The 19,580-nt window shown below is 58.2% G+C and carries 17 protein-coding genes and 1 pseudogene; 4 read left to right on the plus strand and 14 right to left on the minus strand.

Annotated features, from left to right (window positions below):
• Positions 1–4: 4 nt before the first annotated feature.
• The 9 genes from RHIBR816_RS0131595 to RHIBR816_RS0131635 all read right to left on the minus strand — a co-directional run bounded on the left by RHIBR816_RS0131595 (position 5) and on the right by RHIBR816_RS0131635 (position 8,730).
• Entirely contained in the window at positions 5–757 is a 753-nt protein-coding gene (locus tag RHIBR816_RS0131595) for a sulfotransferase (RefSeq protein ID WP_026187660.1), read from the minus strand.
• Between the two features lie 178 nt (positions 758–935).
• Positions 936–1,988: an NADP(H)-dependent aldo-keto reductase gene (locus tag RHIBR816_RS0131600; RefSeq protein ID WP_018240590.1), complete on the minus strand. Its 1,053-nt coding sequence runs from the start codon at positions 1,986–1,988 to the stop codon at positions 936–938.
• A 37-nt stretch (positions 1,989–2,025) separates the two neighbouring features.
• Positions 2,026–2,814, minus strand: a complete 789-nt coding sequence (locus RHIBR816_RS0131605) for an ABC transporter permease (protein WP_018240591.1) — start codon at positions 2,812–2,814, stop codon at positions 2,026–2,028.
• Positions 2,815–2,817: 3 nt separating this feature from the next.
• Positions 2,818–3,732, minus strand: coding sequence for a nodulation factor ABC transporter ATP-binding protein NodI (nodI, locus tag RHIBR816_RS0131610; RefSeq protein ID WP_026187661.1), 915 nt, complete (start codon positions 3,730–3,732; stop codon positions 2,818–2,820).
• Between the two features lie 4 nt (positions 3,733–3,736).
• Positions 3,737–5,446 (minus strand): nodulation protein NodU, encoded by a 1,710-nt coding sequence (gene nodU, locus RHIBR816_RS0131615; RefSeq protein WP_018240593.1) that lies wholly within the window; start codon positions 5,444–5,446, stop codon positions 3,737–3,739.
• A gap of 36 nt (positions 5,447–5,482) precedes the next feature.
• Positions 5,483–6,100 carry a nodulation methyltransferase NodS gene (gene nodS / locus RHIBR816_RS0131620; protein WP_018240594.1) on the minus strand — a complete coding sequence of 206 codons (618 nt, stop codon included), beginning with the start codon at positions 6,098–6,100 and terminating at the stop codon, positions 5,483–5,485.
• A 12-nt stretch (positions 6,101–6,112) separates the two neighbouring features.
• Complete coding sequence (nodC, locus tag RHIBR816_RS0131625; RefSeq protein WP_018240595.1) at positions 6,113–7,471, minus strand: chitooligosaccharide synthase NodC; 1,359 nt, start codon at positions 7,469–7,471, stop codon at positions 6,113–6,115.
• Between the two features lie 12 nt (positions 7,472–7,483).
• A complete protein-coding gene (gene nodB / locus RHIBR816_RS0131630) occupies positions 7,484–8,143 on the minus strand; it encodes a chitooligosaccharide deacetylase NodB (protein WP_018240596.1) in 660 nt (219 codons plus the stop codon).
• The gene (locus tag RHIBR816_RS0131635; protein WP_018240597.1) at positions 8,140–8,730 is read right to left on the minus strand and encodes a NodA family N-acyltransferase; all 591 of its coding nucleotides are present in this window, start codon (positions 8,728–8,730) and stop codon (positions 8,140–8,142) included. Before RHIBR816_RS0131635 ends, nodB begins: the two co-directional genes overlap by 4 nt.
• Before the next feature lie 868 nt (positions 8,731–9,598).
• On the opposite strand from RHIBR816_RS0131635, the gene RHIBR816_RS0131640 reads away from it, so the two are divergent.
• Together RHIBR816_RS0131640 and RHIBR816_RS0131645 are read left to right on the plus strand one after the other, a co-directional pair.
• Positions 9,599–9,850 (plus strand): acyl carrier protein, encoded by a 252-nt coding sequence (locus RHIBR816_RS0131640; protein WP_018240598.1) that lies wholly within the window; start codon positions 9,599–9,601, stop codon positions 9,848–9,850.
• Positions 9,851–9,858: 8 nt separating this feature from the next.
• Positions 9,859–11,070, plus strand: a complete 1,212-nt coding sequence (locus RHIBR816_RS0131645; RefSeq protein ID WP_018240599.1) for a beta-ketoacyl synthase — start codon at positions 9,859–9,861, stop codon at positions 11,068–11,070.
• Between the two features lie 181 nt (positions 11,071–11,251).
• Here the strand turns inward: RHIBR816_RS0131645 and RHIBR816_RS34940 are convergent.
• Positions 11,252–11,575 (minus strand): annotated as a pseudogene (locus RHIBR816_RS34940) (NodA family N-acyltransferase); the annotation flags it as partial.
• A gap of 279 nt (positions 11,576–11,854) precedes the next feature.
• Here RHIBR816_RS34940 and nodD2 point away from each other — a divergent pair.
• Positions 11,855–12,781, plus strand: coding sequence for a transcriptional regulator NodD2 (nodD2, locus tag RHIBR816_RS0131655; RefSeq protein ID WP_018240601.1), 927 nt, complete (start codon positions 11,855–11,857; stop codon positions 12,779–12,781).
• Between the two features lie 176 nt (positions 12,782–12,957).
• Here nodD2 and RHIBR816_RS0131660 read toward each other — a convergent pair whose 3' ends face one another.
• From RHIBR816_RS0131660 to RHIBR816_RS36800, 4 genes are all read right to left on the minus strand, one after another.
• On the minus strand, positions 12,958–13,986 hold the full coding sequence (locus RHIBR816_RS0131660) for an LLM class flavin-dependent oxidoreductase (RefSeq protein WP_018240602.1): 1,029 nt from the start codon (positions 13,984–13,986) through the stop codon (positions 12,958–12,960).
• A gap of 315 nt (positions 13,987–14,301) precedes the next feature.
• Positions 14,302–15,408: a histidinol-phosphate transaminase gene (gene hisC / locus RHIBR816_RS0131665; protein ID WP_018240603.1), complete on the minus strand. Its 1,107-nt coding sequence runs from the start codon at positions 15,406–15,408 to the stop codon at positions 14,302–14,304.
• A gap of 229 nt (positions 15,409–15,637) precedes the next feature.
• On the minus strand, positions 15,638–16,696 hold the full coding sequence (locus RHIBR816_RS0131670) for a LacI family DNA-binding transcriptional regulator (RefSeq protein ID WP_018240604.1): 1,059 nt from the start codon (positions 16,694–16,696) through the stop codon (positions 15,638–15,640).
• 18 nt (positions 16,697–16,714) lie between these two features.
• Complete coding sequence (locus tag RHIBR816_RS36800) at positions 16,715–17,353, minus strand: DUF2867 domain-containing protein (RefSeq protein WP_371259077.1); 639 nt, start codon at positions 17,351–17,353, stop codon at positions 16,715–16,717.
• 626 nt (positions 17,354–17,979) lie between these two features.
• Here RHIBR816_RS36800 and repC point away from each other — a divergent pair.
• Positions 17,980–19,248, plus strand: a complete 1,269-nt coding sequence (repC, locus tag RHIBR816_RS0131680; RefSeq protein ID WP_018240606.1) for a plasmid replication protein RepC — start codon at positions 17,980–17,982, stop codon at positions 19,246–19,248.
• Positions 19,249–19,580: the final 332 nt, after the last annotated feature.

A 19,580-nucleotide genomic window follows, 5' to 3' on the forward strand; every position in this document is an offset into this window, starting at 1 on the left:
TCACTTATCCCTCCCGGACCAATGCGTCATCAAGCTCGAAGAATTTCGCGTACGGTCCGCCTGCGAAGTGATCCCGCAACTCCTCGAAATTTTCTACCGTTTCGTCCAGCGGCCGCTTTTCCAGGCGCTGAAGGGTAGCGCAGCCAGAAAGTTGAAGCGGTGGAACGCCCAGAAAACGCCAAGCCGTTTCCAGGCATGCGGCGGGTTCACGAAGAAGCCGCTCGTACTCGATCTCAAGCAAGCTGGTCGAAGCATAGGCGTGCGCGACTCGAGTATGGAAATCATCAGCGGCCCTGAAGTAGTCCTCGCAGGTGCCGATCGACAATTTTACGCGTGGCGGCGGAGCCGTATCATCCGAACTGAATTTCAGCCATTGGCGGCTTTGCCTTGCCTGCATCAGCGAGCGTAGCGACTCCAAGGTGTTTCCCCGAGACAAAAGAATGACCTTGAGCCCCGGCCAGCGGGCCAGATCGTCGAAAAAGCCTGGACGTTCCTGAAACTGCGGTTCGTTGATCTTGCATCCAACATGCGTAGCCTTCTTGGCGCTCGCTGTAGGGAAACGCAAATAGGCGAGCTCGAGGAGCTCGCGATTGCTGCGCAGCAGGCGATCCTTATCGGGCCAATTCGCATCATACGTGTTGAGCAGCTCACCGTTGCTCCACACCTTCGGATGCTCGTTCAGCAACTCTTCAAGGTAGTGCGTTCCAGTCCTTGGCATTCCAAGAATAGCAAATGGCGCCGGTGCGGTATGGGTCATTGCATGTGTTCCCGACTAAAATAGTTCGTGAAAGTTTGGGTAGCGCCAGTGCAACGAACTCCCCGCCCCGATCGGCGTGTTCGCCGGCCTCAACCCGCGTGACTTGTCAGGCAGTCCTCAAGGACGGTCACCTGACCCAAATCGGAGGAGCGGCTTTTGCACTGGAAGCGAGCCCCGTTTACGGCGACGGCGTTCCATAGCGCTGATAGATCGATTGGATACCATCCAGGATTTCGCGTGACAGGTTGACTTCCAGGCTGGCGATATTGTGCTGCAATTGCTGTACGGAGGTAGCGCCTACCAGGATGGTTGCAACAAATGGCCGGCGTCTGACGAACGACAACGCGCCGTGCACCGGATCGACGCCATGTTCACGGAAGAGCGTCGTATATGCGAGTGCCGCATGCTGCGCCCTCTCGGTGCTGTAGCGGAAGAACCGCCCGAACAAGTCCAGCCGAGAGCCAGTTGGCCGCTCGCCATCAAAGTATTTCCCGGTCAGCATCCCCATCGCGAGCGGCGAGTAGGCAATGAGCCCCACCTGTTCGCGCAAAGCCATCTCGGCGAGACCATACTCGAAATCCAGGTTGAGCAGATTGTATGGATTCTGAGTGCTTATCACACGGGTTAACCCCTGCAATTCCGCATGATAGAGGAAGCGCGCCAGGCCCCAGGGTGTTTCGTTGCAGAGCCCGATGTGACGAACGCGACCGCTTTTGACGAGCGCATCCAACGCCTCCAGCGTCTCCAGGATTGGAACAGTATCCTCGTCGAGCTCGTACTGGTAGTCGAGTGACTGGAAGACGTTGGTGCTACGGTCGGGCCAATGCAGCTGGAAGAGATCGATATAGTCCGTCTTAAGCCTCTGAAGACTGGCGTCCACGGCCTCGAACAGATTGGCGCGAGTATAGCTGACCCGGCCGTCGCGCACATAGGGCAAGTTCGCTTTTCCTGCACGAGCAGACCCGACCGGTTTTGTTGCGAGCACGATGTCCTGCCTGCGGCCGGTCTTGCCTATCCAGCTGCCGATATAACGCTCCGCTAGCCCATGCGTTTCGACGCGGGGTGGCACGGGGTACATCTCTGCGGTATCGACAAAGTTGATCCCGGCATCCAGCGCTGCGTCCATCTGCGCGTGCGCCTCCGCTTCCGTGTTCTGCTCTCCCCAGCTCATGGTGCCCAGGCCGAGCACGCTTATCTTCAGACCGCTGGGGCCCAGTTCGCGAATCTGCATCGCGCTTCTCCTTGTCGTGTCGTGGTGGTGAGTAGCGTCAGGACATCAGACGCCGACGAAACAGTGCCGCCGACACGAAGAACGGTAAAACTGCGTAGATGCAAAGCGCACCGACATGCAGGCCCATGCTATCCGCCTGGCGGCCAAGCATTGCTGGACGTATGAGGTCGATTGCATGTGCCAGTGGCAAGAACTGCGCTACCTGCTGAAAGGCATGGGGCAGCTGGGTGATCGGGAACACCGCGCCGCACAGGAACAGCATTGGTGTGAGGACGAGCGTCTGGTAGAAGATGAAATAGTCGTAACTGGGCGCAAGCGCCGTGACGACCATCGCCAGGCTCGCGAAGGCGAACCCAGTGAGCACGATCACTGGCAGCGCATAAAGGACGGACGGCCACGCCGCATAGCCCAGCATGGTGGCAACGATCATAATTCCCGTACCGGCGAGAAATGCCTTGCTGGCGGCCCATGCCAATTCACCGAGAATAATGTCGCCGAGCGTAAGTTGTGTGTAGAGGATCCCTTCCCAGGTGCGCTGAGCGTTCATTCGCGCGAAAGCCGCGTAAATCGTCTCGAATGTCGCAGAGGTCATCGCGCTTGTCGCGACCATGCCGCCTGCCAGGAACGCAATGTAAGACGTGCCGTCAACGCGACCGACAACAAGTCCGAGGCCAAGACCGAGGCCGAACAGGTAGATCATGGGATCGGCGAGGTTCCCGAGAATTGACGCAAGTGCCACTTTCTTCCAGGCCAGATAATTGCGCTGCCATACCGCGATCCAGTTCCAAGCATTGGCGGGCAGAGCCGCGGCACTTCCGTCACCCATCGTTCACTTCTCCATCTCTCGCCCGGTTAGCCGCAAAAACACATCCTCGAGATTCGGCGGACGCTGCAGAACACGCAAACCCGCGCGCTCGCGCAGCCGCCCCCGCACTTGCTCCGGATCAGGCGCGTAGCAAAAGAGTGTCTCGCCACTCACTTCGATGCGATCGGCATATGGTTTAATCAGCGATTCCAGCTCATGCGGATTGCCGCCATAGATCTCGATGACCTCGCACCCGATCAGTTCATCGATCAGCACGTGAGGACGGCCTTCGGCAATGTTGCGGCCTCTTTCGAGCACGCAAAGCCGATCGCATAACCGCTCGGCCTCTTCCATGAAGTGGGTCGTCAAGATGATCGTCTTGCCGCGCGCCAGCAGGGAACGCAGGCGCTCCCAGATCAGGTGACGCGCGTGCGGATCGAGACCGGTGGTCGGCTCGTCCATGACAAGCAGCTGCGGGTCGTTGATCAACGCACGCGCCAGCGTCAGGCGCCGCTTCATGCCGCCCGAAAGTTCGGAGACGCGCGCATCCACCTTGCTCTCGAGGCGGGCGAACTCGAGAAGCGACGGCATGACCGCTTTGATCTGGCGCGTGCTCATGCCGAAGTAACGCCCGTAGACCAGCAGGTTTTCGCGGACAGTGAACTCAGGATCGAGGTTGTCGAATTGGGGGACCACGCCGATGCCCCTTCGCGCCAAGCGAGCCCGTGCCGGTACCGGCACGCCGAGCACGGTAATCTTCCCCGCATCGGGCGATGTCATACCGAGGACCATACGCGCAATCGTGCTTTTGCCCGCGCCGTTCGGTCCGAGCAGCCCGAAGCATTCTCCCGGCGCAACGCTGAACGACAGCCCGTCGACCACGACCTTGTCACCATATGTCTTGCTCACGCCGGAAAGATCGATTGTTTTCATGGACATGGTCTCATCTTCCCATGAAGGCGCTGTCGACTGGCGTTTGCTCAGTTGCCTGCGTTTTCGTGAACAGCAGGCCATCGCACCATATGTGTTCAACGCGGCCCCACTCGCAGGCTGCAGCTGCATCCGGGAAAAAGCCCCGTCCATGGCAATTGGCACTCGTGTTGCAAAGCAGCGGAATGCCCGTGAGTTTTTCATATTCGACGAGTAGCTCGGCGACCTCATGTTGAGAGTGTCTCGATATCGTCTGCAGTCGCGCAGATCCATCCAGATGGACAACAGCCGGAATTTTGTCCTGCCATTCCATCCGTGTCTGATGATCGAACAGCATGTAGGGATCCGGGGTTCCAGGGCTGAATATATCCGGTGCACGGTCCTCCAGGCATATCGGCGCTACTGGTCGGAAGTGTTCGCGAAATTTGACTTCGTTGAGAAAATCCTTCATTCCCGGCGAAGTCGCGGCTGCGAGAATGCTTCTACCTCCCAGCGATCGAGGTCCAAGCTCGGCGCGCCCGGAAAGGAAAACCACGGGCTTGTTGCCGGCGAGGATGGTGGCAAGTTCCGGCATGCTGCACAGCGTGGCCTTCCATCCCGGCGGCACATGGCCAATTTGCAATGACGGGCCGCTATAGACCGACCATTCCAGCGACACGAAGCCTTGCTGCGCCACCATTGCACAGCAAGCGGCACCGATTGCCGAGCCGCTGTCATTCGGAAAAGGCGGTACCCACACAGCATCGAACAGGCCCGTCTCACGCAGCGCACTGTTCCATTTGATATTGAGGCCGCAACCGCCGGCGATACACAAGTTCTGCGGTCCCGGAAATGAATGGCGCCGCAAGGCATTTGTCACTTCTTGGACAAGGAGACGCTCGAGGAAGAGATGAAACGATGCAAGCACATCTGCGGGTGCCTTGGCCTCCAATCGTAGCACGCTGGCTTCGAAGAAATCATGCACGGCCGCGAGCGAGGACTCGGCGTCATTGATGTTCGCGCGGTAATGACTGGCAAGCTCTGTATCAGCCGCAAAACGCTCCTCATAGAGCTCCTGAAACAGCGTGACGATGTCTTCATCAACCGACCCCAAGGCGATATAGGCCATCAGCTTGCCGGCGACGCCTAGGTCCCAACCTCCCCGGCTCGCCTTCTTATAGGGTCCGAAATAGTGGCCCGCTGCAGCGTAGGCTTGGCCTATCATCGGGAACAGGCATTCGAGGAAACGTGCGCCTTGGCCATCCACAAAATAAAGGCGCGGAAAGATGCAGCCGTCCCATACCAGGCAGAACGCGGGTTGCCCGGTCTTGGCAAAGGGGCTGGTGCAGTATGCGGACGCTACGTGGCCCGTAACATGAGGGTAGCTCTTATAAGGAAAAGCCCGGTCATCGAGAATCAGGCCGGAGCCGTCGCGGCACTCGAGAAGGCCGTCCGCGTGGCGTTCGACATAAGGCGCCCCTGTGAGCGTTAAGGGAGCCACGCCACTGAGGACCTGGAACTGCGAGAAGTCCTCGCCATCCCAGCCGTCGATAACGAATTGGTCGACATCGCTCGGCTTCAGACCGTGTTGCGCCAAAGCGGCGACAATTGCGTCGAGATTATCGATGGTTTGATATCGCGGATTGTTCGCCCGCTTCTCCTGCTCAATGCAGAAGACGAGCCGTCCATCCTCGACAAGCGCGATCGCTCCGTCATGGGTCAGCTTGATACCACAGATGCGCATAATGTCTCCATGTCTAACGTCGACAATTTGAATTCGTCAGGAACCAGAAACCGGATTGCGGAAACGGGCGAGCAGGCAGTCTTCGTTGACCGACTCACCCCGGCACTCAAGCCGCTCTACCTCGATCAAAGTTTCGTTCAGAATGGCGATGACCGTCTCAGCACCAGCGACGTGACCCCATCGCCGGCAATTGGCATCGCGCGCCGATCCGAAAATCAGATGCCCGCCTGGCGCAAGCATCCGCACCAAATTGCGCACAGCCGCCCGCATCTCGGCTATTTCTCCGACGTAGTAGAGCACTTCCGCCACAACGATCAGGTCGAACAGCTCATCAGGCGAGAACTGTTGAACATCGGAGACTATCCAGCTGATGTGCGGCGGGTCTTTCATCCGTCGGCGCGCCCTCGCAATAGCTTGAGGCACAACATCGATCACGGTGAGGCGTTGGCAATGGGGTGCCAGCTGCACCGTGAAGGCGCCGGCAGCGCACCCCACTTCGAGCGCATTTGTGATAGAGCCGTGGGCAAGTGATAGCCGCAGCATTTGCGCGTGACGCTCACGCTCGAACGGATTGGCATCAAGTCCCCATGGATCGTCTGCGGCCAGTTCCCGATCCAGCAATTGATAATTGTCGATCTGTGTCAACTCGTTCACCCTAAGTAGCTCTCACTCTTCGCTGCAAACGCAGTCAGACGTAACTAACCTCGAAGAATCGCGCGCAAGGTTGAGCCTTCGAAGCGGCGCCGCACCTCCCGAGGATTCTGTGGTGTTTATTTTAGTTGTAGGACGTTGAATGGGGGCCTGCTCCCCGTCCTTCTTCGACGGGCTCCCAGCAGAGCCGCGCGACAGCCAGTCGCTATTGCTCAAGGTGCACAAGGCGTAGGCCTTCAACGGCAGCAACAGAAAGATGTTGATGAACGTGTGCAGAGAAAAGCCCAGAAATCGAAGTTGGCGGGCCCGAAACGCGACAACGGTGCAGCGAATCATGGTCATGCCCACGATCATCAGGCCTGTCCACCAAGGCGCGGTGCCAGTCAGGGCGAGCTGTGCAAGCGCCGTTAGTACCGATAGCGCCAAAAGTAGCGGTCCGAGATTCTGACCGACTACGTCCAGCGTCAGAAAGCGATTTAAGCCGGGAAGTAGGCGCAGCCCAAGCAACGTATCCCGAAACGTGCTCCGTGCCCAGCGCAGTTGTTGGCGCAGATACGGCCCTAGTCTGTTCGGAACGACTGTAGCCGCGATGGCGCTTGGCACGTACTCGGTCCGAAAGCCAGCTTTCAGCATGAGAATCGTGAGATGGCGATCCTCACCGAAGTCGCTTGGCTTGCCCCGAAAATATTGTGACTCGTACTGGTCCAGCAACATGACGAGCGCAGAGCGGCGATACATGGCACATGGGCCGCAGCAACACATGACGGCGCCGAAGCGAGCCTGTGCCGCACGCTCCTCGTTGCAAGCCAGCCAGTACTCCATATCGATCAACCTGGTCAGCCAACTGTCGCTTCGATTGCTGGCCGTCAACTGCCCCATGGCGGCGCCGACCGCCGGATCTTGCATCTTCGGTACAAGCTTCGTGATGACGTCGGATGCGAGTATCGTGTCGGAGTCGACGTTCAGTACGAAATCTCCAGCAGAGCGGCGTATTGCGGCGATCTGTGCCTTGCGCTTCCCAACATTGTGGGGAAGCAGAATGATATTGAACCTGGGGTCGCGTGCGAAGGCCTCGTGCACAGGTCGCAAAGCGTCGCGATTACCAGAACCGTCATCGATCACATAGACGCGCATTTCTCCCGCGTATTCCTGATCTGCAATGGAAGCCAGGCACTCAGAAAGCGTGCCGGGATCCTCGTTGAAGCAGGGGACGATGACATCCACGCTCGGCAGCTGGTCGAAGCCGACCGGGCGCTCAGTCGCCGATGAATCGGATGCCGGCTGAGAGTAAACGGCCTGCATGCTTTTATAGGCAGTCGAGAGCAGCGCATAAAGCGAGATGGCGACGGTGCTGGTTGTATCAAGCAAGTTCATGGGATCTCTTTTTCAGTGATCTTGAGGAAGCGAGCGGATTTCAAAACCGCGGCCACGCAAGGCTGGAATGATGCTGGATAGCGCCAGGATGGTCTGCTCCCGCAGACCGCGGCCAGTGCCGGGTTGCAACTCGCTGGGAGGACATCCGTCGTGCAAGAGCACAATTGCACCTGGCCGGACAGAGTCGAGCACTGCTGAGACAATCGCGTCGGTCCCGGGACGGGACCAGTCTCGAGGGTCTACCGACCAGTGGACCCCTCTCAGCTCGGCATTCGCCGACGCCGTCAGCACTTCTTCAGTCCAGATGCCATACGGAGCGCGGATGTGCCGCACCGAGGCGCAAGGGGACGCAGTTTTGATAGCGGTGTTCGCCTCAAGGAGTTCACGCTGGACTTCGCCGGCTCCACATTTCGAAAGGTCCGGATGCGTCATCGTGTGGTTAGCGACTTCGTGCCCTTCTGCAATCATGCGTTGGACGAGGCTTGGCTGGTCGGCCGCGTACTGGCCAATGACGAAGAAGGTTGCCGGCACCCGATGTTCAGCCAGCACATCCAGTATCGCCGGCGTGCAATATGGATGAGGACCGTCGTCGAACGTCAAGTAAACGCTAGGCTGAGCGGTGCCGTCAGCGCACGCACTGTGCACCTCAGATAAGCAATCGAGATGCGTCATAGCTCTGGTCCGTTCCGATCGATTACCGTACCGGGGGGCCAGTCGGAAATCGGCCGTCCAACCGGCAAAACGATGACCAGTGCATCTTCGATGCGCGTGGGCGGCTTGTCGGTACGCGCCTCTGGCAGCGTGGATTGCACGCGAATGCCCGACAATACGGTCACCGGACCATGCTTGGCGAACCTCTCAACATGCCGCTGTAGCGCGTGCCTGACCGTGCCGAAAGCGAAAGGAACGCCAAGCTCCTGCAGTACTGGAAGCATGGCATGAATCGAATGGGCGATTCCCAGTCCCTCAAGGTCCGGCCGCACCCCATACAAGCCTAGTTCAGCCACCAGCTGGTCGACTCCGTCAACCTTGATGAAACGGCGCAGCAAGCCCATGTGGGCAGCAATCCCACCGGAATCGAAGGCGATTGCGCGGAGCTCAGGTCTGGCTCCGGCCCAACTTCGACTACCCTCGAATGGTTTCGCGTTGAACTCGCCGGTCGGCCCATAGGTCTTGTTAAAGAATTCGGCGAGTTCGACATGCTCGGAGAGTTGCAACCCATTTTCCCAGCGTAGACTCCACCGCACCTCAGAGCGCATGCAAAGCCCTCCTTGTTGTTTGCTGTTTTGCGAGAGGCGGCCGATCACGCGATCGAAGCTGCGGACGAATGGTGAATGTCACAGGCTGTCGTCAGCGATCGAAATGACATGTCATTTCAACGCTTGAACCCTTCCTGACACCACGCTCCCGAGCTGATGGGCTGCCTCACCGCTTCCGGTCCCTTCCTGCGCCACTCGTAAATGTGCCGTCGATGACCTTGATTTCTGTCAAATGTTGTTCTTCTAATGCAGTAGGGCGATGAATTCGTAAAATCGATTGTTTGGATGGCATGCATCCACGTTATGGATACATCGGAAAGCTCAAGCTCTAATCTTCTGCGTCGTGCTGAACCTCCGTGGGGGCGGCGCGCAGCAACCAACGAGGCGACCGGCGGTCGCCGCTTCCGTCGCGGCTATCAACGCAAGCAGTGGCGCCGTCGGCGGAAATGGAGCGTTGTTCTCTCTCCAGACATCGCCCCAATTTGCGGGGCCTCAAGCATCCTGCGGTGCATCCGCCATATGGATGCATACCATCCAAATAATCGATTTTACCAATGTTGCGGAAAGCTGCATGGATGAAGGCGCGAATTCTCGTGCAACAATACTCGAACCGCCGCCAATGTTAATTCGACTACTCCAGGACATGCGAGCGCTACACGAAAACAACACCGTAATTTGATGAGGCGAGGCTTTCATTTCGCACACCGGACCTTGACGCGAGATTCTTTGTGATCGTGTGCGTCTACCTGGCCTTGGCTGCCACTAAAGCGAAATGAAGTCTGACCACTAGCTCCTATTGAGCAAGGCAGGCTCGGCAGACGTAGCTAGTCGGCTCAGCGGAATTGAACGAGGAATTTGGGTGAGGGCAATGGCCGATCAGCTGGCAACCGAGATCATCGAAAAGATAAGAGTTCATGCGTACACCGACAAGCAAATTACTATCGGCTCCGAGCTCCGCGATCTTGAAATTCAGTCTCTCGAACTGACCGAGATCATGTTCGATATCGAGGAGTCCTATGGTATCCACATTGAGTTGGATACTTCCGAGGCTTGGAGCAATCTCAAGAACGTCGGTGACCTCGTCGAGGCGACACGCGCTTTGATTGCGGCTAAGAGTTAGTCTTAGTAATGGTCCGTTCCCGTATCGTTATAACCGGCCTCGGCGGCATCTGCGGGATGGGCGTCAACGTGCCCTCCATCTGGGAGGCCATGCGCGCAGGCCGATCGGCGATCCGCGAAATCATGACGGCCCCGCTCCGTCAGTCGAGAATCCGCACAGGGGCAGAGATCAAGCAGTTGCCCGAGGTCGAGTTCGACCGCAAGCGTCTTTCGACGATGGACCGCTACAGCCTATTGGCTGTTCTTGCCGCCGGTGAGGCGCTGCGGCAATCGGGGATCGTCGTGGACAAAACCAACACCGATCGCATCGGCGCGGTTGTCGGCACAGCCATCTTCGGTGCCGAGACGCTTGAGGAGAATTATCGCGGGCTCTTCATCAGCGGGAAATCACACACCAATGTCTTTGCGGTCCCGCGCGCCATGCCTGGCGCGCCGGCCAGTCAGGTCAGCATGGTCCATGGGCTGCGCGGGCCGGTGTTCGGCGTCACGTCGGCCTGCTCTTCGTCAAACCACGCGTTCATATCTGCGATCGATCAGCTGAGGCTCGGCAGGGCTGACGTGATGTTGGCCGGCGGCACCGACGCGCCGCTCGCCTACGGCGTGTTGAAGGCTTGGGAGGCGCTGCGCGCTGTCGCCCGCGAGACTTGCCGGCCGTTCTCGGCCGACCGGAACGGCCTGGTGCTCGGCGAAGGTGCGGCTATGGCGGTCCTCGAGACCTATGAGCACGCCGTCGCACGCGGCGCCCCGATCCTCGCCGAGCTTGCGGGAACGGGAATGTCCGCAGACGCATCCGATATTGTCGCTCCGACCGTCGAAGGCCCGGTCGCCGCATTAAAGGCCTGCCTTGCCGATGCCGGGCTCCTGCCTGAGGACATTGACTATGTCAACGCGCACGGCACAGGCACAAGATACAACGACCGGCTCGAGACCCAGGCAATTCGCCGCGTCTTCGGCAATCACGCCGATATCCTGTCGGTGTCCTCGACCAAGTCGATGCATGCCCACTGCATGGGCGCATCCGGCGCCCTCGAGCTGATTGCCTGTGTCATGGCGCTCCGCGAGGGGATCATCCCGCCGACCGCGAACTATCGGGAGAAGGATCCCGAGTGCGACCTCGACGTGACACCCAACACTGCGCGCGAGCGCAAAGTGCGGGCAGCGATCAGCAATTCTTTCGCCTTCGGCGGCACCAATGCCGTGCTGGCGATTACGCCAGCCTGACCGGTCCGGCGAATCAATTGAACTGAGCCAGAGAAGAAGCTATTTCCAAGCTCACGCAGGCCCAGTCTGACGGAGAGAAAGGCACAGCGGTCCCCGTGAACGCTATGATGGCATGGGCCCGCAAACAGACGCATTGCCCCGAGATCCCAAGACCTTAAGTCGCTGGAGCGGCGTCCTGATGGACCCGGATTGAATGACCGATTCCAAGTCTTTCGAGTTCCGGACGCACCCCATACAATCCTAGCTCCGCCACGAGCAGGTCGACCGCGCCAACTTTGATGAAGCGGCGCAATACGCCCATATGAGCCGCTACACCGTACGAATCATGGGCGATTGCACGAAGCTCAGGCCGAGCCCCAGCCCAACTTCGACTGCCTTCGAATGGCTTGGCGTTGAACTCGCCGGTCGGCCCATATGTCTTTCGAAAGAACTCGGCGAGTTCGACATGGTCGGCGACTTGCAGCTCGTTTTCCCAGCACAGCTTCCACCGAACCTCAGAGCACATGCAACGACCTTCTCCATCTTGTTATTTCTTGAGGCAGGCGACGTGTTTGGAAGCCACGCTCGATTGGTGCGAGTGGAACCGGGTCGCGCAATCCTTCATGGGACCATGTTCAAGAGCTGATAGGCATCCCAACCCCTTTTTGGTCCCTTCTGCCTACTCGCAATTTACCGTCGATGCCCTTGATTTCTTTCATTGATATCCTTCTAATGCAGTAAGCCGATAAATTAGCAAAATCGATTGTTTGGATGGTACGCATCCACACCCTGGATGGATGAAGACATGCGTTTCAAGGGCCTTGATCTCAATCTCCTCGTCGCGCTGGACGCCCTGATGACCGAGCGAAACCTCACGGCGGCGGCACGCCGCATCAACCTCAGCCAGCCGGCGATGAGCGCGGCGGTCGCGCGCTTGCGCACCTATTTCGACGACGAGCTTTTTACGATGAGTGGTCGCGAATTGATCCCGACACCGCGTGCGGAACGGCTCGCCCCCGCCGTGCGCGAGACCCTGCTGCACGTTCAGCTCTCGATCATTTCCTGGGACCCGTTTAACCCGGCCCATTCGGATCGTCGCTTCAAAATCATCCTTTCCGACTACGCCACACTCATCTTTTTCGACAAGATCGTGGAGCGTGCGTCGCGGGAAGCTCCCGCCGTCAGCTTCGAATTTCTGCCTCTTGCCGACGACTATGAGGAACTTCTCCGGCGCGGCGACATCGATCTTTTGATTCTGCCGGAAATGTTCATGTCAAACGCTCATCCTCGAGCGAAATTGTTCGACGAGGTACACGTATGCGTTGGTTGTCGCACGAACGAGCAACTGTCAGAGCCGCTTACATTCGAGAGGTACATGTCGATGGGGCATGTTGCGGTCAAGTTCGGGAATAGCCGAAAGCCCTCCATCGAGGAATGGTATTTGCTCGAACACGGTTTGAAGAGACGTGTCGACGTCGTCGTACAGGGCTTCAACATGATTGCGCCCATGGTATCGGGTACCCAGCGTATAGGGACCATGCCTCTGCGACTGGCGCAGCATTTCGCAAGAACAATTCCCCTTCGGATCGTCGAGATCCCGCTGCCACTTCCCCCATTCACCGAGGCCGTCCAATGGCCTGCCCTTCACAATAGTGATCCGGCCAGCCTCTGGATGCGCGAGATGTTAGTACAGGAGGCGTCTCGCATGCGTTTGCCGCGTGAGCTCACGTGACGTCCCGGCGTTCCTGGGTTCAAGCGTTTAAGCCGCAGCGCGGGTGCCGCCATTGGTAGAGTAAAGCTGGCTTGGCGCTTTTTGTGAAGTGCACCAGCGCAGACGCTCATCGCGGAGACCGAGATCATTCATCCGAGACGAACGTGGTCGAGTTTCGAAGCCAGCAGACCCCATCGTCACCCAACTCGGTCCATAATTTCGGATCGAATGGTTGTTGCGGTGTATAGCGAAGCCTCTAGTGGCAGATTTCCAAACGCGAGTTGACACAGAAGATAGTTGGCCCCTGCCGCTTCCAGCTGAGCGCGGAGAGTTTGTCGCACAGAAGCTGCCGTTCCCGCCACGCACAATTCACTTTCGATCGCCGCATCGAAGGTCAAAGGCAGATTTGGTGGTGTGGGGATCGCATTGAGTTCGTAGAGAAATTTAAAGCTTTCAAGCCATCGGTCGTAAGCGGGCACCGCGAGCGAAAACGCTTCTTTTTCAGAGCGTCCAATTACGACCATGCGGAGCAAACCAAGAAATGGTGCTTGATCGCCCACTTCAATGTCGCGCTCTCGACAGGCGCGGTAGGCGTCAGTTATCTTGCGAACCGAGGAGGAAGGTCCCAAGCACGCGATGTTTGCGCCATTCGCAGCCGCCCAGTTTGCGGACTCGGGCCGGTTTGTGGCGATCCATGTCGGCGGATGCGGGCGCTGATGAGGTCTTAGCGTCAACGGAACGCTGTTCAGCTCGAAATAGTGGCCCTGATAGGACAGCGTGCCGCCTCTCATCGCATTCATAAGTATCTTGCTGGCTTCCGCATAGCGTTCTGGTGCCGCGTCCGCACCGATCCCGAAATAACCCAATTCGGTCGAGAGAGAGCCGCGCCCTATGCCCAGCTCGAGCCTGCCACCGCTCAATTGGTCCAGCATGCAGATCTCTTCAAACGCGCGCAGCGGATGACAAAGACTAAGCAGCATTACCATTGGGCCGAGACGAATCTGCCGGGTGCGCTGTGCGACGCTCGATAGGAACAGATTTGGCGACGGACCTCTCCCATGAGGGGTAAAATGGTGCTCTGCGAGATGATACGCATAGAAACCGAGGCGATCACACGTCTCCGCTAACGTCAGGCGATCCGCGTATTGTCGGGCGATATCGCTGCCGTCCTCGTCCAGGTGATCAAAGATGCCGATGGCGAGGTTAGAAGAAGAGGCGTTTTTCATTCGATTGTCTCCAACTGTGACGCGGAAATTTCGGGCGCGCCAGCCCCAACCGACCGCTGGCATTGATGTGTTTGTGATCCGAGAAATGTCTCTGTTCCTCAATTCGATCTTGGTCCCCTCAGTGCGGCGTCGGAGACGCGCGGCTTTGCAGCGGTGGCGGTCAATGCGCACGGTTCATCCCTCAGAGAGCCTTGCTGAGCAGCACCAGCGAGAGGCGATGCCCATTCTCGGTTCGCGGCTCTACAAGGCGAGGATGTGGGCTTGCCTGGATTTGAAGATCTTGTGGAAGCGGGCCTGCGGCTTAGCAGTCGGAACTCAACGCCCCGGGTCGTGCCGAAGCCGGCCAGAAATGTCTCTGACGGCTGTGAGAAAAGCATCCATTTGGATTTTTGTACCGATGCTGACGCGAATGCAGTCTTCGAGACCATCTTTAGGGAAGACGGCAACGAGTATCTTTCGCTTCTTCAGAGATGCTTGCCACCAAGGTCCGTCTTGCCCTGAAGGCACTTGGGCCAGCAAGAAATTGGCATTGGAAGGTGTCACGGAGAAACCAAGCTGCGACAGCGCCACGCACACTCTCTGTCTTTCCCGCTTGATATGTATGTGGTTCTCTTCATACGCTTCGCGATGGGAAAGGATGCTGATACCAACGGCATGGCCGATCACGTTCATGTTGAAGACGTTCTGAAGATTGCGCAGCCTTCCAACAAGCTCAGGATGACCCAAACCGAAACCAATCCGAATGCCGGCGGCGGCATAGCTTTTCGAAAATGTTCTCAAGATCAGAAGGTTCGAATAGCGATCGAGAAGGCGCAGCGCATTGTCCGGCGCAAAGTCGACATAGGCCTCATCCAGCACGATCAATCGGTCCGATTGGGCCACGAGGCTCTCGATTTCGGCCACCGGAAGAAACATCCCGGTCGGGTTGTTCGGATTGGCTAACAGGATGAACTTGGCATCCTTGGCAGGGCCGAAAAGCAGTTGCTCTGTCGGCAGCAAATAAGCTTCACTCAATGGGATTTCGAGAAATTTAGCGCCCTGCAAAGTGGCGAGCTTGCGGTTGAACGAAAACCCCGGCGCAATCATCGCCACGGCGTCGCCCGGACTAAGGAAAGCCTTGTAGATAAGCCCTAGCAGTTCAGAGGATCCGTTGCCGGCGATCACCTGATCCCTGCAGAGGCCGTACGCTTTGGCGGCTGCTTCCCTCAAGCTGATGTTATCATCCTGCGGGTAGAGATACTGGCGTTCGAGCGCCGCAACGGCGCACTCCATCACGGCCGCCGGCAGCGCAAATGGATTCTCATTCGTGTCGAGTTTGACATAACTAGCATCAGGCACCGGCCAATTGGACGGCAGTGCATTTAACTCACTCGCCTGCTGCGAAAGAGATGAAAGCACGCTCTGCAATTTTGCGTCAGGCATATCTTTCTCCGTTTCAGTCTCCACGTCCGTGGGTTCGCCCTGTGGTTGAGTGTTGAGCGGAGTGGGGCTCAGTTTGGGCGTCCCTCTTTGGAGCGCGGCCAAATCTGCTGCGTCAGATCGCCGTGCCGTAGAAGCACGCTCACGAGATCAGACCGATGGAGGAGGGTCAACGAACTTTCTGAAGCAATGATAGGATTCTATCTTCCAATCTATCATTATGATAGAGTGTTCAAAGCTCGCGGATCTCAGTCGGATATGAAATATTTTCCGGCAAGTAGATGTCGAACGGCAGGGCGATTTGCCCTGAAGGATCTGCAGTTCCGGTTTCGATTACCCGCGCCATCAACGTCGTCAGCTCGCGGCAAAGCCGCCGTATCGGCGTGGCAATCGCCATCGTGATGACGCCATCTGCCAGCGCCGCCCGTGAGTCCGGTGTAATCTCATTGACGATCGCGACAAGATCCCGGCTTTCGCGCCCCTCGCGCAGAGCCGCGATGGCTCCCTCCATAGCGCCACCGGGCACATAAAATCCGACGAGCTCGGGTTCATGGTGAATGAGATCGAGAGTTGCTTCATAGGTGAGCTGCCGTGTCTCGGGGCTCACCAAAGTATCGAGCACCTCGAAGTTCCGCGCATTCTCACGGAAATACGAACGGAAACCGATCTCCCTAAGCTCCTCTCCCTGGGAACGGTGACTCGCAACGAAGACCGCCACTTTGCCCGACCGTTTTGCTGCCTTGGCTACCATCCAGGCAGCCGTCCGCCCGACTTGCCGGTTGTTAAGCCCCACATAGCCCGCGCGTGCGCCCACTGCGAAATCGGAAAGCAGAGAGAAGACCGGGACGCCTTTTACCTTCAAAACTTCGACTGCTTCCGTGATTATCGGTTGGTCCGGAGCGACCATGGCAATCGCATCGCAGCGTTCCCCCATATGTTTGAGTAGCACGACCAGGTCGCCGGGTGCATTCGACGTTGCGAACGCGATGGACGAAATGCCATGAAAAGATGATGCGGCATTCACTGCCGCCTCGACTTCGCGTGCAAGGGCGGCAAAGAAGGGGTGTGCGGGCTTCTTAAGAATGAACCCCAGCCGGTAGTGAGGCAGATTGCGCTGCCTCCGCTGCTCCATGAGACGAGCCGCAGGATAGCCGAGCGCGCGGGCCGCCTCGTACACGCGCCGCGCAGTCTCTTCCCGAACCGGATGGCGGGCGTTCAAAACCCGATCGACCGTCGCAACGCTTACTCCGGATTCGCGTGCGAGATCGCAAATTGTGGGACGCTTGGTCATGGCTCTATCGATAAATCGTCATCGGGAAAGATGCAAAGGCATGATGTATTTTGATGGATATCTATCAACCCATCCACGGCATCGATGGCGATTTCCGATTGCACCGCGGCAGAAAAACCGCCGAGGCAGAGACGCGAGAAATGAAGTAAATCTGTGCAGGCGTGTTTCAATCCCTCGTTGTGCGCTACCTTTCCCCTGAAACGCCATGGCCGGGTCGCGCAACTCCCTTGAGCAAGGCCGGGACGATCGCCTTGTGCAAGGGTATTGCGGCGGCGAGACAGAGTCGCCCGATCGGGTCATCCCGATGACCTGGCCGTCGGCAGGGCCTTCACGAACATCCATCACAACACGAAAATGCAAGTGCCGCGCATCATAGCCGACGACAGTTTCCCGATCGCCGCTGTGGATGATCGGAATGCTGCCAATCAGGTCGGAATGCGTGGGGTGCGGGGCTGCGTTCAGCCCAATGGCAGCTGCCACGCGGTTGCGCCATTCCCAAAAACTCCGCACCCAGCCCATTGCGTTGCGAAGTGCTCGTAGCGCCGCTTCGGGGGCAGTCATTGGCTCGGCGAAGAGGAGAAGCTCGTGACGATCGGCCCAGTCTGCTCCCGGAAGCCAAGGGTTCGGCAGACTGACGGCCACCCTTCGTGGTCTCATGAACGCTTCCTTTCGCCTTTGCTATCGCGTCGCCGGGCGCTTACCGCCTGGATGGTTCATGATCGCGCCGGAAGCAGGCACCAGCTAGGGCGCTGCTTGTCGCAGTCGCGCGCCAATCGTCGCACAGTGCGTCCGACCAAAAAGCCGCAGCGGCTTTAGGACAACGACAAGCATCAAAGCCCAAGGGTCAGGCATAAAGGCGTAACGCTTGAGCACGGCGATGGCGTCGGTAGACAGGCCGCGTGCTCAAATGCAAATCGGTTGGCAGCTCGCGTCCCGGCGTTACGGCAAGGCGAGTAGTCACGCAGGACTTCCCTTCATGGTCCGCTCAGCGGCGCTGCACGATTGTTGCGCCAAAAAGATGATTCGGGTTATCGTCCGCCCAAAATGCGCCGAAGGTCATTTCGGTTGATCAAAGTATTCCAAACTTACAACGGAGAAAAACCGACCGGACCAGAAAAGAAAAACCGCCCCGAAACAAATCCGGAAGCGGTTTGCTAAACATTCAATTTTGCCAAATCCTAAGTAGCAAACCTCACTTCCCCCGTCAACTTAAAAAACACCGTTTCGGTGAATGGGTTTGCTTTGTCTGGTCTCCAACACAGGAGACGAGAGTGCAAGAACCGATGCCACCAAAGCGGTCGATCGGCCGTAGACAGACGCCCACACGTGCCGAATTCCGCCGGCTGGCGCTATCGGCTGAAATCGGGACCGTGACACGCGGACAGCTCGCCGTGCTTGCGCAAAATCTGCCCTGCACGGGGATGGTCAATGCGACCGAAGCGTATCTTTTGACCACACTGATCAACACGGCACCGGCCGAAGCGTTCGACAAAGGCGGCCGACCAATCATCTTCAAGTCGAACCAGCAACTCGCTTTCGAAATCAATCGTTCGGCTGGACGCGTGAGCCGGCTGCTGTCGAGGCTTTTCGATGCCGGGCTGATCACCATGCAGGACAGCGGCAACTACAAGCGATATCCCACCCGAGACGTCGAAGGCGTCATTGTCGACGGTTGCGGGATCGACATGCGAATTCTCATCGTTCGTTACCGCGAGCTTGATGAACTCGTAAGGCAGGCCAGAGTCGAAAAGGCAGCCGCAAATGCCGCGCTGCGGCGGTATCGCGGGACACTGCGCAACCTGCGACGAGCGCTCGCATCCGCCTACTGTCTTGCCCAGCGCACGCGGGCGCGGCTTGAGGTGCGTCTTGAAAAAGTCGCCACGTTGGTCGGCATCGCGACGCGGGCACCAAGCGCCCTATTACTTCGCGCGACCGCGCTTCTTGAGTGGTTTGTCGAGCGGGCTATGCGTCTCCCTCGACGGCCTGAAGTCGCGGTCGCGCGACAAGATTCGGCATGCAGATGTGCCGGAAGCGGCATGCACAAACAGAGTACAAGCCCTGATTCACATGAAGAGAGTAACGATAACCAACGTTCGGCTACCGCTGGACCAATGACCTCAGCCAGGACGGGCGCCGCCCGCGAATGGACTTCTGAAGGAAGCCCAAGGCGACGCAGCCCCGCAGTCAAACAACCACGTCATCCCCGCCAGGAGATGGTTGCACTGCAGGACATATTGCGAGCCATACCAGCACTGAGCACTTACGGTTTAGCGCTGCCCCGAAGTTGGGCCGAACTCGCCCGGATCGCTCCACAAATGTGCCGAATTGCCGGTATTTCGGACGATACGCGGCGCCGCGCCGTCGATCAGATGGGCGAACAACGGGCCGCCGTTGCGATCGCGATTACCCTTCAGAAGTTGGATCGGCAGGAAGTCTCCTCGCCAGACGGCTATCTGCGAGCAATGACTGAGCGGGCGGGCTCCGGCGAACTACACCTTTCCCGTTCGATCTTCGGGCTCGCAGCCCGCTACACCATGGAGCCGCTGCCTTAAGTTCGAAAAGACGTCTTGGCACGGTGAACAGAAGAGCGTTCAAGTGCGCTCTTTCATTGTCGCATGCCCGACAATACCCGACAAACGTCACAACAGTCTTAAGGTATCACCGTACTTCTGAACGACTTTCTCCTTTGGCACGGTAGGTGCAAGGCTATTCCCAGCCGCATCACACGCAGGGAGAAGGGCTTTGTCGCAAATTGATAGGCAACGACACCAGTGCTCCGCGTTTTCACGCGCCGGCGCCATGAGCGCCCCCCTCGCGCAACACCGCCGCTCTTCCTTAAGCGCGACGTGGCGGGCAGGATCGAATACATGCACCGGCAAAGCGG

Source organism: Ensifer sp. BR816, assembly GCF_000378985.1.
Taxonomy (GTDB): domain Bacteria; phylum Pseudomonadota; class Alphaproteobacteria; order Rhizobiales; family Rhizobiaceae; genus Sinorhizobium.